14 protein-coding genes are annotated in these 15,247 nt (G+C 43.8%); 2 read left to right on the top strand and 12 right to left on the bottom strand.

Going from position 1 to position 15,247, the window contains the following annotated elements; genetic code table 11:
- Positions 1–50: 50 nt before the first annotated feature.
- From fecE to HW45_RS12215, 6 genes are all read right to left on the bottom strand, one after another.
- Complete coding sequence (fecE, locus tag HW45_RS12240) at positions 51–815, bottom strand: Fe(3+) dicitrate ABC transporter ATP-binding protein FecE (protein ID WP_038227175.1); 765 nt, start codon at positions 813–815, stop codon at positions 51–53.
- Positions 815–1,780, bottom strand: coding sequence for an iron chelate uptake ABC transporter family permease subunit (locus tag HW45_RS12235; RefSeq protein WP_038227174.1), 966 nt, complete (start codon positions 1,778–1,780; stop codon positions 815–817). The genes fecE and HW45_RS12235 overlap by 1 nt, the downstream gene beginning before the upstream one ends.
- The gene (locus tag HW45_RS12230; protein ID WP_051868033.1) at positions 1,777–2,775 is read right to left on the bottom strand and encodes a FecCD family ABC transporter permease; all 999 of its coding nucleotides are present in this window, start codon (positions 2,773–2,775) and stop codon (positions 1,777–1,779) included. The genes HW45_RS12235 and HW45_RS12230 overlap by 4 nt, the downstream gene beginning before the upstream one ends.
- Positions 2,776–2,781: 6 nt before the next feature.
- A complete protein-coding gene (locus tag HW45_RS12225; protein WP_443083038.1) occupies positions 2,782–3,765 on the bottom strand; it encodes a Fe(3+) dicitrate ABC transporter substrate-binding protein in 984 nt (327 codons plus the stop codon).
- 95 nt (positions 3,766–3,860) lie between these two features.
- The gene (locus tag HW45_RS12220) at positions 3,861–4,343 is read right to left on the bottom strand and encodes a hypothetical protein (protein ID WP_006074613.1); all 483 of its coding nucleotides are present in this window, start codon (positions 4,341–4,343) and stop codon (positions 3,861–3,863) included.
- Positions 4,344–4,353: 10 nt separating this feature from the next.
- Entirely contained in the window at positions 4,354–6,036 is a 1,683-nt protein-coding gene (locus HW45_RS12215) for an LruC domain-containing protein (protein ID WP_038227172.1), read from the bottom strand.
- Between the two features lie 260 nt (positions 6,037–6,296).
- Between HW45_RS12215 and HW45_RS12210 the strand changes: the two genes are divergently transcribed.
- Positions 6,297–6,875 (top strand): YceI family protein, encoded by a 579-nt coding sequence (locus HW45_RS12210; protein ID WP_051868031.1) that lies wholly within the window; start codon positions 6,297–6,299, stop codon positions 6,873–6,875.
- 59 nt (positions 6,876–6,934) lie between these two features.
- Here the strand turns inward: HW45_RS12210 and HW45_RS12205 are convergent, their stop codons facing one another.
- The 6 genes from HW45_RS12205 to HW45_RS12180 all read right to left on the bottom strand — a co-directional run bounded on the left by HW45_RS12205 (position 6,935) and on the right by HW45_RS12180 (position 14,747).
- A complete protein-coding gene (locus tag HW45_RS12205) occupies positions 6,935–8,551 on the bottom strand; it encodes a methyl-accepting chemotaxis protein (protein WP_038227171.1) in 1,617 nt (538 codons plus the stop codon).
- Positions 8,552–8,946: 395 nt separating this feature from the next.
- Entirely contained in the window at positions 8,947–11,457 is a 2,511-nt protein-coding gene (locus HW45_RS12200) for a PAS domain-containing hybrid sensor histidine kinase/response regulator (protein ID WP_051868027.1), read from the bottom strand.
- Positions 11,458–11,594: 137 nt separating this feature from the next.
- Positions 11,595–11,888, bottom strand: a complete 294-nt coding sequence (locus tag HW45_RS12195) for an ArsR/SmtB family transcription factor (RefSeq protein WP_006074618.1) — start codon at positions 11,886–11,888, stop codon at positions 11,595–11,597.
- A 53-nt stretch (positions 11,889–11,941) separates the two neighbouring features.
- Positions 11,942–12,685 (bottom strand): phosphatase PAP2 family protein, encoded by a 744-nt coding sequence (locus tag HW45_RS12190; RefSeq protein ID WP_051868129.1) that lies wholly within the window; start codon positions 12,683–12,685, stop codon positions 11,942–11,944.
- 153 nt (positions 12,686–12,838) lie between these two features.
- Positions 12,839–13,234: a DUF2850 domain-containing protein gene (locus tag HW45_RS12185; protein ID WP_051868128.1), complete on the bottom strand. Its 396-nt coding sequence runs from the start codon at positions 13,232–13,234 to the stop codon at positions 12,839–12,841.
- A gap of 199 nt (positions 13,235–13,433) precedes the next feature.
- Positions 13,434–14,747: an ABC1 kinase family protein gene (locus tag HW45_RS12180; protein WP_038227170.1), complete on the bottom strand. Its 1,314-nt coding sequence runs from the start codon at positions 14,745–14,747 to the stop codon at positions 13,434–13,436.
- Positions 14,748–14,879: 132 nt separating this feature from the next.
- On the opposite strand from HW45_RS12180, the gene ppnP reads away from it, so the two are divergent.
- Positions 14,880–15,161, top strand: coding sequence for a pyrimidine/purine nucleoside phosphorylase (gene ppnP, locus HW45_RS12175; RefSeq protein ID WP_038227169.1), 282 nt, complete (start codon positions 14,880–14,882; stop codon positions 15,159–15,161).
- Positions 15,162–15,247 lie beyond the last annotated feature (86 nt).

Here is a 15,247-nt window from a genome sequence, read left to right as displayed (position 1 = left end):
AATAACGTTATTATTATTAACGAATGGCGATCTATAACCTATTGATATAATTATCGTGCTACACACATAGGTGAACCAGAAATAGGGTCTTCAATCACCAACGCATCAAGGTCAAAGACTTCTTTTAATAACGATTGGGTAAACACGTCTTTTGGAGTGCCATGGGTTACGAGTTGCCCTTGCTTTAGCACCACCAAATGGTCGCAGTAACGACAGGCTTGGTTTAAATCGTGCAGTACCACAATCACCGTTTTTCCTTGTGCATGCATATCTTGCATCATCCGCATGAGCTCAATTTGATGAGATAGATCCAAATAAGTCGTTGGCTCATCAAGCATCACAATTTCAGTATCCTGAGCGACGATCATTGCGATCCAAGCACGTTGTCTTTGACCTCCAGAGAGCGCATCAATTGGGCTTTGTGCAAGTGTATCTACACCAGTTGCTTGCATTGCATTAGCTACAATCGCTTTATCTTCAGGGGACAATTTGCCCCAGTGAGAGGTATAAGGCGCGCGACCATACTCCACTAGTTTTTGAATCGTGATGCCTTCCGGGCTGGTATGGGTTTGTGGGAGCATAGAAAGACGTCTGGCCAATGACTTGGAGCCGTACTCATCTAAGGGCGTAGAATCAAGTAGGACTTTTCCAGATTTAGGCTTGTTTATCCGAGCTAACGTTTTCAATAACGTGGACTTTCCACATCCATTAGGACCAATAAGCGCAGTAATTTTGCCTTTCGGAATCGTCAAATTCAGATTTTCAATAATAGTGTTGTTGCCATAGGCAACGTTCAATTTCTCGACAGACAGCATTACCAGCCCTTGTAACGTTTGAGTAGGAAGATGAAATAGGGTGCGCCAATGACAGAGGTTAGAACGCCCGCAGGAAGTTCGATCGGCGGCGAGATCCCTCGAGCGATGGTATCGGCAGTAAGGACAAGAAGTGCACCAATAACAGCGGAGCCCATCAGCAAAGCTTTATGATTATGTCCGAACAGTAGCCTAGCGAGATGCGGTGCGAGAAGACCAACAAAGCTTATCGTTCCGGCGATAGACACACTCAAACTGGCAAGCATGACGGCGCAAATCAGCGCCATGGCTTGTACTTTGTTAAGTTCGACACCAAGGGAAATGGCAGATTCATCGCCAAGACCAATAATGTCTAGTCGCCATGCGAGCCACAATGAAAGAGGCAGTAAGATCGCAAGCCCCATCCAGATATAAGGCATCTGCTCCCAGCCTCGTCCCCATAGACTGCCGGTGAGCCAAATCATTGCAGTATTGATCTCGATGGGGTGTACCACTAATAAATAATCAATGCCGCTAGCAAGAAAGGCGCTAATAGCAATCCCCGTAAGTGCCATTCTGGCTGGGGGTAGTTGAACTGAGCGTGCGATGATGATCAGCAATAACCCTACAGATACTCCACCAATCATAGCGGCAACTGGCAGCATCCAAACTGGTGCATTGGGGAATACTGTCAACAAAAGTGTGGCAACAAACCCAGCACCAGCACTTACGCCGATTAAATCTGGTGAGGCGAGAGGGTTGCGGATCACACCTTGGACTAACGCCCCAGATATTCCTAATCCAGCGCCAACACCAATGGCGAGGAAGAGGCGTGGAAGTCGATAGTGATTGACAACGAAATCGTACTCGCCACCTTTGAAGGCCGTCATGGTTATTTGCGACAACGATAAGTCAGCGACTCCTATTAACAAACTGAAAACAGACAGGGCGAGGGTAGTCGAGATAAGGACTAGCCAAGTTCTACTCATGAGCTCAACCGACTTTTTATAGAAAGAAAAATGAAAAAGGGTGTACCTATCAGCGCAGTGACGATACCAACCGGCGTTTCCGTGGGAAAGGCTATACCTCTGGCAAGTACGTCTGAACACATGACTAAGAGTGCTCCCAATAATGCGCTAGCGGGAATGAGAGCGAAGAAACTGTGTCCGACAAGTTTGCGTGCAATATGAGGAATTAACAGACCGACAAAGCCAATAGGGCCTGCAATGGAAACACTGATACTGGTTAGTAAAATAATAGCCACGAAAGCCAGTAATCGAATCAAGCTGGTATTTACGCCCAAGCCTGTAGCGACATCGTTACCAAGAACTAGCAGGTTGAGAGGATGAGCAAGCGCCCACGCTAACGCTAACCCCACAACACTAATTGGCAATAACTGGTGTAGGGCAGGCCAATCTAAGTTACTAATTGAGCCAATGAGCCAAGATTGCACGCTATAGGCTTGATCGTCAGCAAGAATAATCGTTGCGCGTGTGAGTCCAAGCAGCAAAGCGTTGATAGCGATGCCCGCCAGTACCAGTTTCACAGGGTGTGGACGATCATCAAAAGCGCCACCAAGAAACATAACTAAAAGACCACTAAACGCGCTGCCTATCGCACCCATTACCGCGGTTGGCACGGATAAAGATAGGAAGCCAAAGCTACTCAACACGATAAATAGTGCCGCTCCAGAATTGATAGCAAGCACGGATGGTGAAGCGAGGGGGTTACGAGTCAATCCTTGCATGAGAGCGCCTGCAACAGCGAGGTTAGCTCCAATTAATGCACCGCTGAGTACACGAGGCATTCTTAGTGTTGCGATGATTTGATGTTCCATGCTGGCTGAATCAAAGTGTAGCCAGAAGCCCTGCAATGATTGAAAAGATAGGTCAAAGCTAGACCACGCCACTAAAGAGAGATTTAGGCTCAGCAACGTACCAGCAATAAGTGCAAGCCAGAGCTTGCACTGTGTTGATTGAAGCATATTGAATTAGTGCTGTTGATTAATAATATCAGAGAGGTTTTTGGCGATGCCTTCAGCTGCCAAAATACCTCGGTTTAATGACCAGAGCTGTGGAGAAACCTTAACGGCGTGCTCTGTTTTCTCTACCTTCAGCATTTTGCTTAATGGATTTGATTGCCAGTCATCATAAACAGTGTGAGGCTTGTAAGGGCCAAGCAGCAGCCAATCAGGGTTGATTTTTAGTAGTTGCTCAAAGCTGACTTCAATGTAGGCTTTATCGGTTTTTGGGACCGTTGGACCATGTAATCCAAGCGCAGTAATCACCCCCCCTGCATATGAGTTTGGGCCATGAAGCCACATACCTTTATCGGTTACAACAGCAAACTGAAACGACTCATTCGAAGAAAGCTTAGCCTTGTATCGGTCCATGATTTTATGGTGTTTTTCGATACGTGCTGCCATTTCATCGGCTTTATTGACTGCAATGCCAATTTTCATCGCAGACTGTAAATTCTCTTGGTAAGTTTCGCCGCGACTTTTCAACAAGATCGTCGGTGCGATGGCCATAAGATCGTTGTAAATCGTGCTATGACGCTCAGCATCAGCAATGATGAGATCTGGCTTTAATTGTGAGATAGCTTCTAGGCTTGGTTGAGGTCTTACGCCCACTGATTGCCAAGGTTTAATCAGTTCGCGTATCTCCGGAAGAATTCGCTCAATGTTCTTGTCATCAGCTACGCCTACCGGTGAAACACCAACAGCAGCTAACGCGTCCACAAACGAGTATTCAAGTGCGATGACTCGAGTTGGTGTTCCTTTGATGGTGATACTGCCTTGTTGGTCGGTTATGACGCGTTGGCTCTGTGCATGTACAGATGCACCCATAAGAGCGAACGAAAGTAGAAAAACCGTGCTTAATCCTTTAGCGAGTAGTGATTTCATTGATTGGCTCATTCTGAAAGGGAGAAACAAAAGAGCGCAATCGTATCTCAAACAATAATGGTTATCAATACTATTATCGATAGCCTATGGTGATGAATGAAGTGTCAAACCAAACCAAACGTTATATGGGCTCAGGGATTGAGCCGAGCCCAATACAAGCTAAGTTAAAAAGCGAGATGGTAAGCGTTCTGGGTTTGGTTCAAATCAATAGTCCAGGTTTGCTCTTCTTCACTACTTGTCATTGGCACCCATTGAGCGTAAATCTTGGTCCAATTGTTGTTAACTTGCAATGTGACTTCATCGGTTTCGGCTGGATAAATGGTCGTCACTCGTGAAGTTGGCTCAGCAGCGACATCTCCATTTTCAAAAGTGTGTGCGGCTTGACTATAGATATGCAACGCACCTTTACCTGCGTTGCCTTTGTCAATTGACAGTGTGATGATCTGGCCTACATCGAATGAAAATGTTCTATCTGCCACTAGGTCTGCAGTTCGTTCAATTGGTGTTTCAGTCGGGGTTTCAACGGGTTTTGCCGGAGTGGTGTTCGCAGTATCTTGACCGCCACCGCCACCGCCACCGCCACCGCCACATGCAACAATTGAGGCTAGGACAGCGAAAAGAGTGAGAGGTTTTATTGGGTTTATCATAGGACACTCCTTACTGTTCCGAACTTGAGATTACTTGGTTTGCGCTCGCGTATTGATACCAATCGCTATCTTGTTCTCCAGCACTCGTGACCCAGTTAGGAAAGTTAGGGTAGGCGACAGTAATATCAACCAGTTCTTTTGGGTGGTCCCATTGGTCACGAATATTAATCACCCAAGGCATATTGTTTTCTGATAGAAACGATTGTGCTCCGCCAGAGCGGTCATCATGAAGCCCGAATAAGGTGGTATCCATAAAACTTGTACCACCGAACGCCTTCATGTGTGTTTGCCAAGTCATCCCTGGTGGTGTTTGAACAAAATCGCCATGATATTCTCCTTCAGAGGCAAATATAAACGGATCATAGGGTGGATAACCAATTAGGTCGCGCGACACAGAATTGGTCAATTCAACAGTAAGTTGATAAGACAAGCTAATGTCCTGTTGCATTGCCAGACACGTGCTGTCTGTTTTGAAAAAATGACAACCAAGAGGCAGTCCCCCTAGCGCGGATAACTCTGCTCGTAAGTCTTCGGCTATGATTAAGATAGTTTCGTCGTTTGACGCTTGTTGAACAGTATGGCTGACGCTTTGTCCATTTCTTGTTAATGTAACCGAAGCAAGGTTGTTTGGATCGACGTTAGGTAATTGGAGCGCAAACCCATTAGAGTAGCCAGCACCCATAGCTTGCAGTGTGTAGTCGATGGTGATGTTGGTCAGCTCGCGTTGTCCATTGATTTGCTCGGTAATCTTATAGCTCCACACCACATCATTGAAATCGTAATCCCCCATTAATGGCCAGCGGTCTTCAAAAGCGATAGTGGCCATAGAATCTGAACTGGGATAGACCGAGGTGATAGAAATGTCAGGATCGTTTTCTTGCACAAGGGTTTCATATTTGGAGTCGGTCGTGCCATCATTGTTTACGCCATCAATGGCTTCAAAAGGAGTGACTTCAACGGTAAAGATGAGATCGTTGAAGTCGTTATCGCCAGATGGACGTTTTATATCTTCAAAACTCAATACCAAAAACTCATTTTGAACATCAAGGAAAGCAACGTTATGCCTTCTGTGTTCCATGGTAGTTTCTGGATTCAAAGCTGGGTAACTATAAAAAGGTGTTCCCCAATTCCCAAAGTTAGCAATATTGTTGTAGCTCCCCTCCCAGCCCCAGCCGTTCGGAATCAAGAAGAAGGCGAGTGTTTGATTGGCAGTCAGTTGCACGCCGAGGTCAATCGTATCCCCTTCTTGCATTTCTCCTTCTCCAGGTTTTGAGGCATTGGGAAAGACAATAATGTGGGCATCAATATCATCTTTATCTGTAGGAGGGTTGTCAGTGTCGAAAACAAAATAGCCAAGGCTGTTTCGATATCCAGCACCTTCGTTAAGGAAGGTAATACGGGCGGTTGCATATTCTGCCCCGTTTAGTTCATCGTCAATATCGATGCTTGAGTATTTATCTGGTGCAATGAAAGCACTGTTGACGACACTACCCTCTGGAAGCATGGAGTAGACATTGGTTAATACGTCTTGAGGTAACGTGTCTGCAACAGAATATAAATTACTCGGCTTTCCCTTAGCTGAATAATTTGATGCCTCCGCGCCAGACTCGAAGGTTAAATCTGCTACAGAAAGCGCATAAACTTGCCATGGTAGGAGTAAACTGGCTAGTGTGATGACGTTCCTTGTTCTCATCGCTTATTCCTCTATTTTTATGTTTAAAGGCGAGTTATTCAGAGGTAAGCAAATTCGATGCCTAGTAATAATCCTATATATTTCAGTGTAATAGAATTAACTCTCACGATATTCGCAATGTGAGAACCATCGTGGGAATAGTGAGAACGACGGAACAATGAGAGATTGTGGTGATTATGCAGGTTCGTGGTAAGCAAAATGGCGTTTCTCGGTAGGTTAGACTAAACCTAACTAGGTCAGTGATCAGTTAGGAGAAAAAAATGATAGTCAGAATGGTAACCATGTTGTTGGCCTTCATAGTCGTGCTGCCAGTGCAGGCCGAATGGATGTTAGATGGCAATAACTCGTCATTAAAATTTGTGTCGACCAAGAAAAACAGTGTGAGTGAAGTGCATCACTTTTCCTCAATGACGGGGACCATCAGCGATGATGGTAAAGCTACGGTAGTCATTGACCTATCAAGTGTTGAGACCAATATTCCTATTCGTAACGAACGCATGCAAACGATGTTGTTTAATGTCGCAGAGTTTGCCAAAACGACGATCACCACTGTGGTCGATATGAGTCAACTGGACAACAGCCAAATTGGTGGAGTGTACTCAATTGTTAATGACCTTACCGTGGATCTACATGGCGTGCAGAAAACTTACACAGCCAAACTAACGGTGATGCGATTGACTGAAAATAAGATTGCCATTGTCTCGACGGATCCTGTGATTGTGCAAGCATCAGATTTTGGACTTGAAGCGGGCATTGAAAAGTTACGTGAGGTTGCAGGATTGCCATCAATAGCTACATCAGTGCCCATCACTTTTATCATGGTGTACAACCAAAAATAACTGAGATTATCAATTGATAATGAAAAACGCTCCATCTTAGATGGAGCGTTTTTTTGGCTTTAGACCCGGAAGTAAGAGAGTTTGTGATTTAGCTCGTCAGATGCTGCTGCCATAGATTGAGATTGCTCCGCAAGGTTCTGACTCGCCTGACGTATTTCACTAATCGACATATGAACGATGCTGACATTTTCGTTCACTTCATTCGCAACTGTTCCTTGCTGTTCCGCTGCTGCCGCAATTTGTGCCACCATGTCATAAGTATCGTTGAGCTTAGCGACAGCAGTATCAAGTTTGTCTTGAGTCTGTGAGGCAAGGTCCACGCTCTCTGTCACTTTGGTTTGGTTTGAAGCCATAACAGACAGCACGCTATCTGTACGTTCGTTGAGTTTGTCGATGGTAGTTTGTACTTGAGCTGTTGACTCTTGGGTTCTGCTTGCCAAGTTTCTGACTTCGTCTGCTACTACCGCAAAACCGCGACCTTGCTCGCCAGCGCGTGCTGCTTCAATCGCGGCGTTAAGCGCGAGTAAATTGGTTTGCTCTGAGACCTCATGAATAACATTGACGACATTACTAATATCATTGACGCCTTGTTTCAACGCTTCCATTAACTGGTAGGTACTGGAGATGTCATCGGAGATCCCGGCTATGTTGTTAAGTGTATAACCCATGCTTCGGCTACCTTGAGCAGCAAAGTCTTTGCTTTCCTCTGTGGTTGCTGATGTTCTTTCAGAGTTACCCGCGATATCTTGAATAGTTGATGACATTTCATTCATCGCGGTAGCGAGTTGCTCAAGTTGTTGGCTTTGTGAATCTATGCTCGTTGAGGTTTCTTCACTTGCGGCCGCAATGCTACTGGATAATTGACCAGAGTAGTCCGCTGAACGTTTGGCTGCGCTAATGGTTTCTTTGAGCTTATCCATCATTCGACTCAGTTCGTTACTCAAATAACCTATTTCGTCACGACGCTCTGTTTGCATATCGACAGTGAGGTCGCCATCTGCGACTTTATGAACCTGTGTTACGAGTGATTCAATGGGTTTGATGATGTTACGTGCAACAAGCAAGCAAATGACGATGAGCACAAGTGCTGCTACGGAGTCTACGATAAGCTCTTTTATAAGCTGGCTCTGAAACGCTTTATCAATATCAGAGGTTTGAACACCTGAACCAATAATCCAGTCCCATTCCGGGATATAGTTTACGAATGAAATCTTTTCGGACTCCTCACCGTCCGGGCCTAGCCAATAGTAGGTAAGAAAACCACTGCCAGTGCTTTTGGCAATGGATGACATTTCTTGCCAAAAGTGATTGCCCCTAGAATCTGTAAGTGTGTTTGTACTAGTGCCATTTAGTTGTGGCTGCGTAGGGTGCATTACAATTGTATTAGAAGCACTCGCTATCCAGAAATAGTTACTGCCGTCGTATCTAATTTGGCTAATTGCATCTATCGCAGCTTGTTGTGCAGCTTGTTTGCCAAGCGTAGATTCGAGCTTTTGATAATGTTTCGCAATCTCGTAGGTGATTTGAACATTTGAGCGAACTCGATCTTTTCTTTGATCGTAGCTAGCATCTTTTTGTATTAATAGATTAAATGTTCCAAGAGAAAATAGAATTAAAACTGCGAAGACGACAATAGCTTGCAGCTTGGTACGAATAGACAGATTGTTCAGTTTCACTGAAGGTTTCCTCTCCAACTTATAATTAGACCAAATTCCATTTGGCTGACGAATGAAAGTAGATTATTAATATTATTTACATGCATCTTAACGAACTAATAGATAGATTTCTCATTAAATATAATGTCTTACGTGTTAGTTGCGTTATTTTTAATCAATGATGAGTTATGTATGTGATGTAAGTTAAATTTTCTGTAGATAAATATAACCGCATGACTTCAGAGGTAAATGCACCTGCTGATAATATTGTTGTTAATTTGGAAGGTATTAAATAGGACAGAATATCATGCTATATGTGGATTATTGATAGAATGAGTCCTTTGCTATTAACCTAAACCTAAGAATATTTGACGTTACATAACATTCAGACTCGGCTATTTTATAATTTGTCGAAGTTAATCTTTATAGCGACTATGCTCTTGAGTATCAGAAAATTGCATAATGGCATCACATAGTTCATCTTTCTTTAGTGGTTTGTGCAGAACACAATCGGCGCCAGCATCAATAAACGCTTGTTTTGAATCAGCGAAAACATCAGCGGTCCAACCAAAAATAAGTAAACCAGATCCAAACTGTTTGCGAATGCGTGTACAGGCTTCCACGCCATCCATAACTGGCATGTGATTGTCCATCAGAACAAGGTCGTAATGTTGTTCATTCAGAGCTTCTAATGCTAGAGCGCCATTAGTTACGGTGTTGGTAGTATGTCCCTCTAGTCCCAGCAGTTTGCAAGCAACAATAGCGTTTACGCGATTATCTTCGACGATAAGAATATGATGAGGACGAACCGCTGACGGGTAATGCTGTTTATTGCCGACTAGTTTAATATATTCACCATCGGTCACCGGCAGTTTAATCTCAAACTCAAACCGAGTTCCTTGTCCCAGCTCGCTAGTGGCATCAATTGTGCCCCCCATCTTCTCGACGAGTTGCTTCACAATAGCTAATCCAAGACCTGTTCCACCATATTCTCTTGTTGTTGAGGCATCAGCTTGTACGAAGGGTTCGAAAATTCTCTCCAAAGCACTTGTTTCAATACCAATACCACTATCCTGCACTGAAAACCTGAGTAATGATGGAGTGGTTGGATTATTGGTTATTTCTACTGTAACTCCACCGCGTTCAGTAAACTTAATGGCATTGTTGAGAAGATTGTACAGAACCTGCCTTACACGATTGCGATCGCCTAAAAAAGTCGTATTCGCATCAATATAGCATTCAATATTGAGTCCTATACCTTTCTCCTGACAGACAGCTTGGTAAGTAGAGCGTAGCGGAGCAATGATCTGCTCGATGTTAAAAGGACTACTTTCAAGCTCTATTTTATTCTGCTCCACTTTGGTTAGGTCGAGAATATCATTAAGAATAGATATGAGGTGATTGCCTGATTCTAGGATGAGTGAGAGGTTTTCCTTTTGTTTTTGCTCTTTTGCCTCGGACAACATGACTTGAACCATCCCAAGGACGCCGTTCATCGGGGTTCTTATTTCATGGCTCATGGTGGCAAGGAATTGGGTTTTAGCGATATTAGCAGAGTCCGCCGCAACTACTGCATTTTCAAGCTTTCTCTGAAGTTTCTTCGTTGCGGTTATATCTCTTTCTACGGCAATAAACTTATCTAATTCACGATGAGAATTGAAAACTGGAGAAATCTCGATATCAACCCAATAGGGCTGCTTAGTTCGTGAAAAATTAAGGATCTCAACTCTTGTAGGTTGGTGCTCTTTGACTGCTTTTCTCAGTTTCTCAATCGCTTTTTCATTGGAAGCTTCACCTTGTAATAGTGTGCCTGGCTTAATTCCTAAGATTTCATCCTTACGGAAGCCAGTCATACTTTCGAAAGCTTGGTTGACCCATTCGATACGGCCTTGTTTATCGGTGATCAATACTGCGTCTCTCGTATGTTTCACGACGTTGGCCAATCGAGTTGCTTCACGCTCTTTATTCATCAATAACTCAGCTTGTTGTGCTAACTGAGTTCTAGATTGCTCAAGCTTTTGGAAAGGATTGATAATTAACCTGCGACCAAAAAGATAGACAATAATTGAACTGATTAAGAGTGCGATAATAAGAGCAATAGCAAGACGACTTAGTAGCTCTTCTCGTTGCGTATTTGACGCATTGTTATTAATTGCAAAAACTAATGAAATGTTAGATTTAGCCAACTGAATACTCTCGACTTTCCAGTTGTCTCCTGGAGGTGTTTCTAGCCATTTTGAACCGGGTTGTGTTAGAGAAAACCAACGAGAGTTATTGCTATTTAGCTTGCTGAAGAAGCTATCATTGTAAAAGGGAAATGCACCTACGACAACGCCTTGAAGGTGGTCTTTGACATAAATGGGCTTATAGAACTTTATGATTTTCTGATCGTTTTGTTCTCGTAAGAGATAAACGGTTTCGTTGGTTGAGCTGGACTTAATAAGCCTTAACAATTGGAGACGTTGTTCAATAGGGCCTTCTTGAGGAAGTGTATTAAACACAACGATACCTTCTGAGTTAAACAAGCAAAATTTAACTTCAACATTTGAGAGGTGAAACTGATGAAGATGTTTGAAAACATCCGTGCCGCTTTGGTGTCCATGACTACCGTGTGAGTGGTTAGTGTTATTATGGGCTTGATGCTGATGGCTATTTATTTGTGCACCACCGCTTACGGCTCCAATGATGGCTGGTTCTTCGACAAGATGAGAGATGTGCATATCTGTCGCAATAAAAAATTGATCCATAAAGTTTTTAGCCGCTTGGATTTCAGTCTGTGCACTATTGGACTGTAGTTTAGCAATAGTTTTCTCGGCTTCACGATCGACAACCATCAGCACGACAATCGCAGTGATGCTAAATGTTATCACCATAAATATAATAAGAAGCGCTCGACCGGAATAACCGGCCGCCTTTGAGGCTTTCATCGACACATCTCCCTGAGGCTATAGTAAAACTGTACGAACCATTGGGAAATATCGCTAAGTTGCGAAGCCGCTAATAAGGGGAAGTCTTAATTATAAGAAGAAAGGCTTTACGTAAACGTAAAGCCTTGAGTTGGGTTTTAGCAAGATTCGTCGATACAACATTCATCTTGTAAGAAACTAATCACACCTTCTAAGTGTTCATAGTTGGCAACGCAATAGAGCGTTCTTCCTTCTCTGCGTTGTTGAATAAGGTTCGCCGAAGCTAGGCTTGAGATATGGTGTGACAACGTAGACCCTGGGATATTCAATCGGTCTTGAATCTCACCGACAGGCGTCCCTTTGTGTCCAGCCCTCACAACCTGTCTGTATATCGCCAAACGAGTAACGTGGCCAAGTTCTTTTAGGGCTTTCGCAGCGACTTCTATTTGCATACAACTCTCTCCAAAATCAGTATTTCGATAATAATGGAAATTTATAGCAGTCTCTAGCGATTTTTGACCTTGAACAGCACCTTGTCCAGTATGGGGTAGTGAGAAGGTATGATGATATAGAGGACAAGCCCAAATAACATCGAAGCAAATAGGTCGACAGGTCTATGCATGCCTAACCACAAACGGCTTGCTGCAACGCCAACACCCCATACTATGACCAGTGAAGCGAGTGCATAACGGCCTTGGCTTGCAAAAAGCCCACCAAAAAACAGCACGCATACAGAAACGAAAATCGTGTGGCCTGATGGAAACGAATAGTCAGTCTCTCCAATCCAGTGCTTAGTACGCCATTCACTAACCTGTTCATCCACTTGATGAATCCTGTCATTTTTCTCATCAACGGTGAGGTTGTAGAAACTCTGTGGTGAGTCGATGACATGAAGCTCAGTCAGTGTTTCTGTGTAAGGTCGCGGGCTTTGGGTAAACTCTTTAAGGAAGGTTTTTGCTCCAAAACTAAGAACAAGCAGCAATCCTAGCTGAATCAATAGATGTAGATTGTTAGTTGTGTGACGACGAAGCCATGCACTAAGTCCAACAAGGATAGCTAATGAAATCAGAAAACCTTGATGCCCAGCAGAATAGGTAAGGTTTTGCATCAGCGCTCCAATTGCCTTTGTAACAATGGAAGTGAGGTGACTCGGAAAAAACACCAGCGAAATGATGAATGTTAGGGAAGCAAATGCTGCAAGACAGAGCATGCCTGCGATCTTAGATTCTTTTATGGACGTTAACTTCATATTATAGGCTGGGTCGATTATAAAGGGCGCTATCATAGTAAATTATCAAGCGTTGTAATTCAGGGTTCTGTCATAATGTAATGCAAAGGCATTGTTTTTCACAGGCTTAGAGCGTTTAGGAGAAAAAGTTTCACCGATCCTGCTGCCCAAGTGCTATTTAGTTGAGAAATGCTCCCTAAGCGCCGAACGTCGATTTTGCCCTGGGTTATAGCCGTCCATCGGGACGGTGTGTTCATAGCCTTCAAAAATGAATCGTTGAGGGGGTAGAGCAGGGGTGATTCTGCGTAACTGCGGTGACCTAGGTGTGCCCACTCGTTCATAAACCCAAAGTCCACTGCCTGTTTTCAACTTGACGACTCGACCATCAAATTCGAAAGAAGTTGCGATCGATCTGTGGTTACGCAAAGCTCCATAATCCGTAAAGGTCAAAATTTCGGTGTTTTGTTTGGGAGCTCCGATTTCTATCCAATTACCATACACGCGGCTAGGCGAGATATGATTTTGATGGCTAGTGTAGAAAGCATACCCCAAAGCAGATGCCAGCATCATCGAAATCACCAAAATGACAATTAATACTAACGAGTCATTGTTGCTGGATGTCCTGCCTAATTTTGTCATTCAAGCACTTCCTTGTGGGCTTTCAAATGGTATCGGCAATTGTGACGATTACTTAAGAATAAAACGCGCCGTTTTACAAATGTATCGATCGTTTGTAACACATTGTTGTTTGTGAGTTGGCTCTTTAAAACTACTTGAGAATGTAAGGCGAAAACAAGCTTTGCACGTCCACCCTTGCTTTCAATCTGGCGGCTAACAGATAGAGCCCACCAATTTTACGGTGCAAAAATAAAGCGTCAGCAGGCGGCGTGTGCCAATAGTCTTTTTCCATGCTAAGTACCGTACCAGCTTGACTCAAGCGCTGCGCTAAATTACTAGAACCAAAGTCATAGAGGCCAAATGCCATTAACGGTTCACAAGCTAAGATGACGAGGTCAAAGATGGCACTTTTCTGCTCTGGAAGAATGTCTTGATTGAAGAAACCAATCTGCTGCAACGCAGCGTCCAGTCGAGGGGTATCAGCGTCTAAAATCGCACTGAATGCATGGCGATATCCATTGCTAATATTGTCGCCATAGCTTCGAGTAGCACCAAAATCGAGTAACACGATTTTTTGTTGCTCCGAATTAAACATAAAGTTGGCAAAGTTTGGGTCAGTTTGGACCAACTTAAATTCAAATATCTCTCTGAACAGCAATTGCAACAGTAGCCGCATGGCTCGGTCACGCGTGTTTTGGTCTGCATTGATAAGAGACTCGATGGGCACACCTGATACATGAGTCATAGCCAGTACATTATCAGTGGTGAGGTTTCTTTGCACTGCGGGTAAGATAAAATCTGGATTGTCACCTAAATAGTCTCGATAGCGTTCTAGAAGCTCAGCTTCCAGAAGATAGTCTGCTTCAGCATGCAGCTGCTTTTTTGCTTCTTCAAGTAAGCCACGATAATCGACGCCTTTCGGGATCAATCCAACGACATTGAGTAGAGTGCCTACGTTGTCGACATCACTATCGATGCTTTTTTTAATGCCTGGATATTGGACCTTGATAGCCAGTTTAGTGCCATCATCAGAGTGAGCTTGATGAACTTGGCCTATGGAGGCACTGGCTATGGGTTTAAAATTAAATTCAACAAAATTGTGTTTCCAGTCGCTCCCTAGCTCTTGAGTTAGCACAGCTGCGAGTTGTTTGGCGGGCATAGGAGAAGCATCGGAACGTAAGCGAGCAAGAATTTCTGCAAGCTCAGGGCTAATGAGATCACCTGCATCCATAGACATGAGTTGTCCTACTTTCATCGCCGCTCCTCGCAAATGCGCTAATTGGTCGGCCACTCGCTTAACATTGCTTGGGGTAAGCAATAAATCCTTTGCGACAGGGCGCTTACCTTGGGCTAATTGTTTAGCACCTTCCGTCACCATTGCTCCTGTCACACGTGTGGCCAAAGACGCCAACTTACTGAATCGACTTATGCGATGAGTGGGTACTCGAGTTGCTTTGTCCGACATATCAGAACCTTGTTAAATCATGTTACTCGTTTATACCAATTGATCTTAGCAATTGATCATTCTCTTGTTTTACGGCAATTTGTGAGGTAAAACCATGCTTTTACGATGATTAACTAACAAGGAAGTCAAAAAATGATTAAAGAAAACACTTATTTCGAAGGCTCTGTGAAATCACTGGGTTTTACCCAAACGGATGGCGACAGCAGTGTTGGTGTGATGGCTGCAGGTGAATACACGTTTGGGACGGCTGCCCCTGAAAAAATGACGGTAGTGAAAGGCGCGTTAACAGTGCGCCTTGCTGGAGAAGAAGAATGGAAGACATACTCGTCTGGTGAACATTTTAATGTGGCTGGTGACTCGAGCTTTGATCTTAAAGTGGAACAAGCGACTGCATACCTGTGTGAATATCTATAGAGATTTACAATGTAAAGCACCAGTATCGCTGCTTCTGGCTCGATATTAAAATGCGTCAAAAAAAGAACGCATCGACGATCTCGTCG

The organism is Vibrio sp. ER1A, assembly GCF_000733315.1.
In the GTDB taxonomy this organism is placed as follows: Bacteria; Pseudomonadota; Gammaproteobacteria; order Enterobacterales; family Vibrionaceae; genus Vibrio; species Vibrio mediterranei.
Note: the sequence above shows the minus strand (reverse complement) of the source record. Positions and strands in the feature narration are given on the sequence as shown.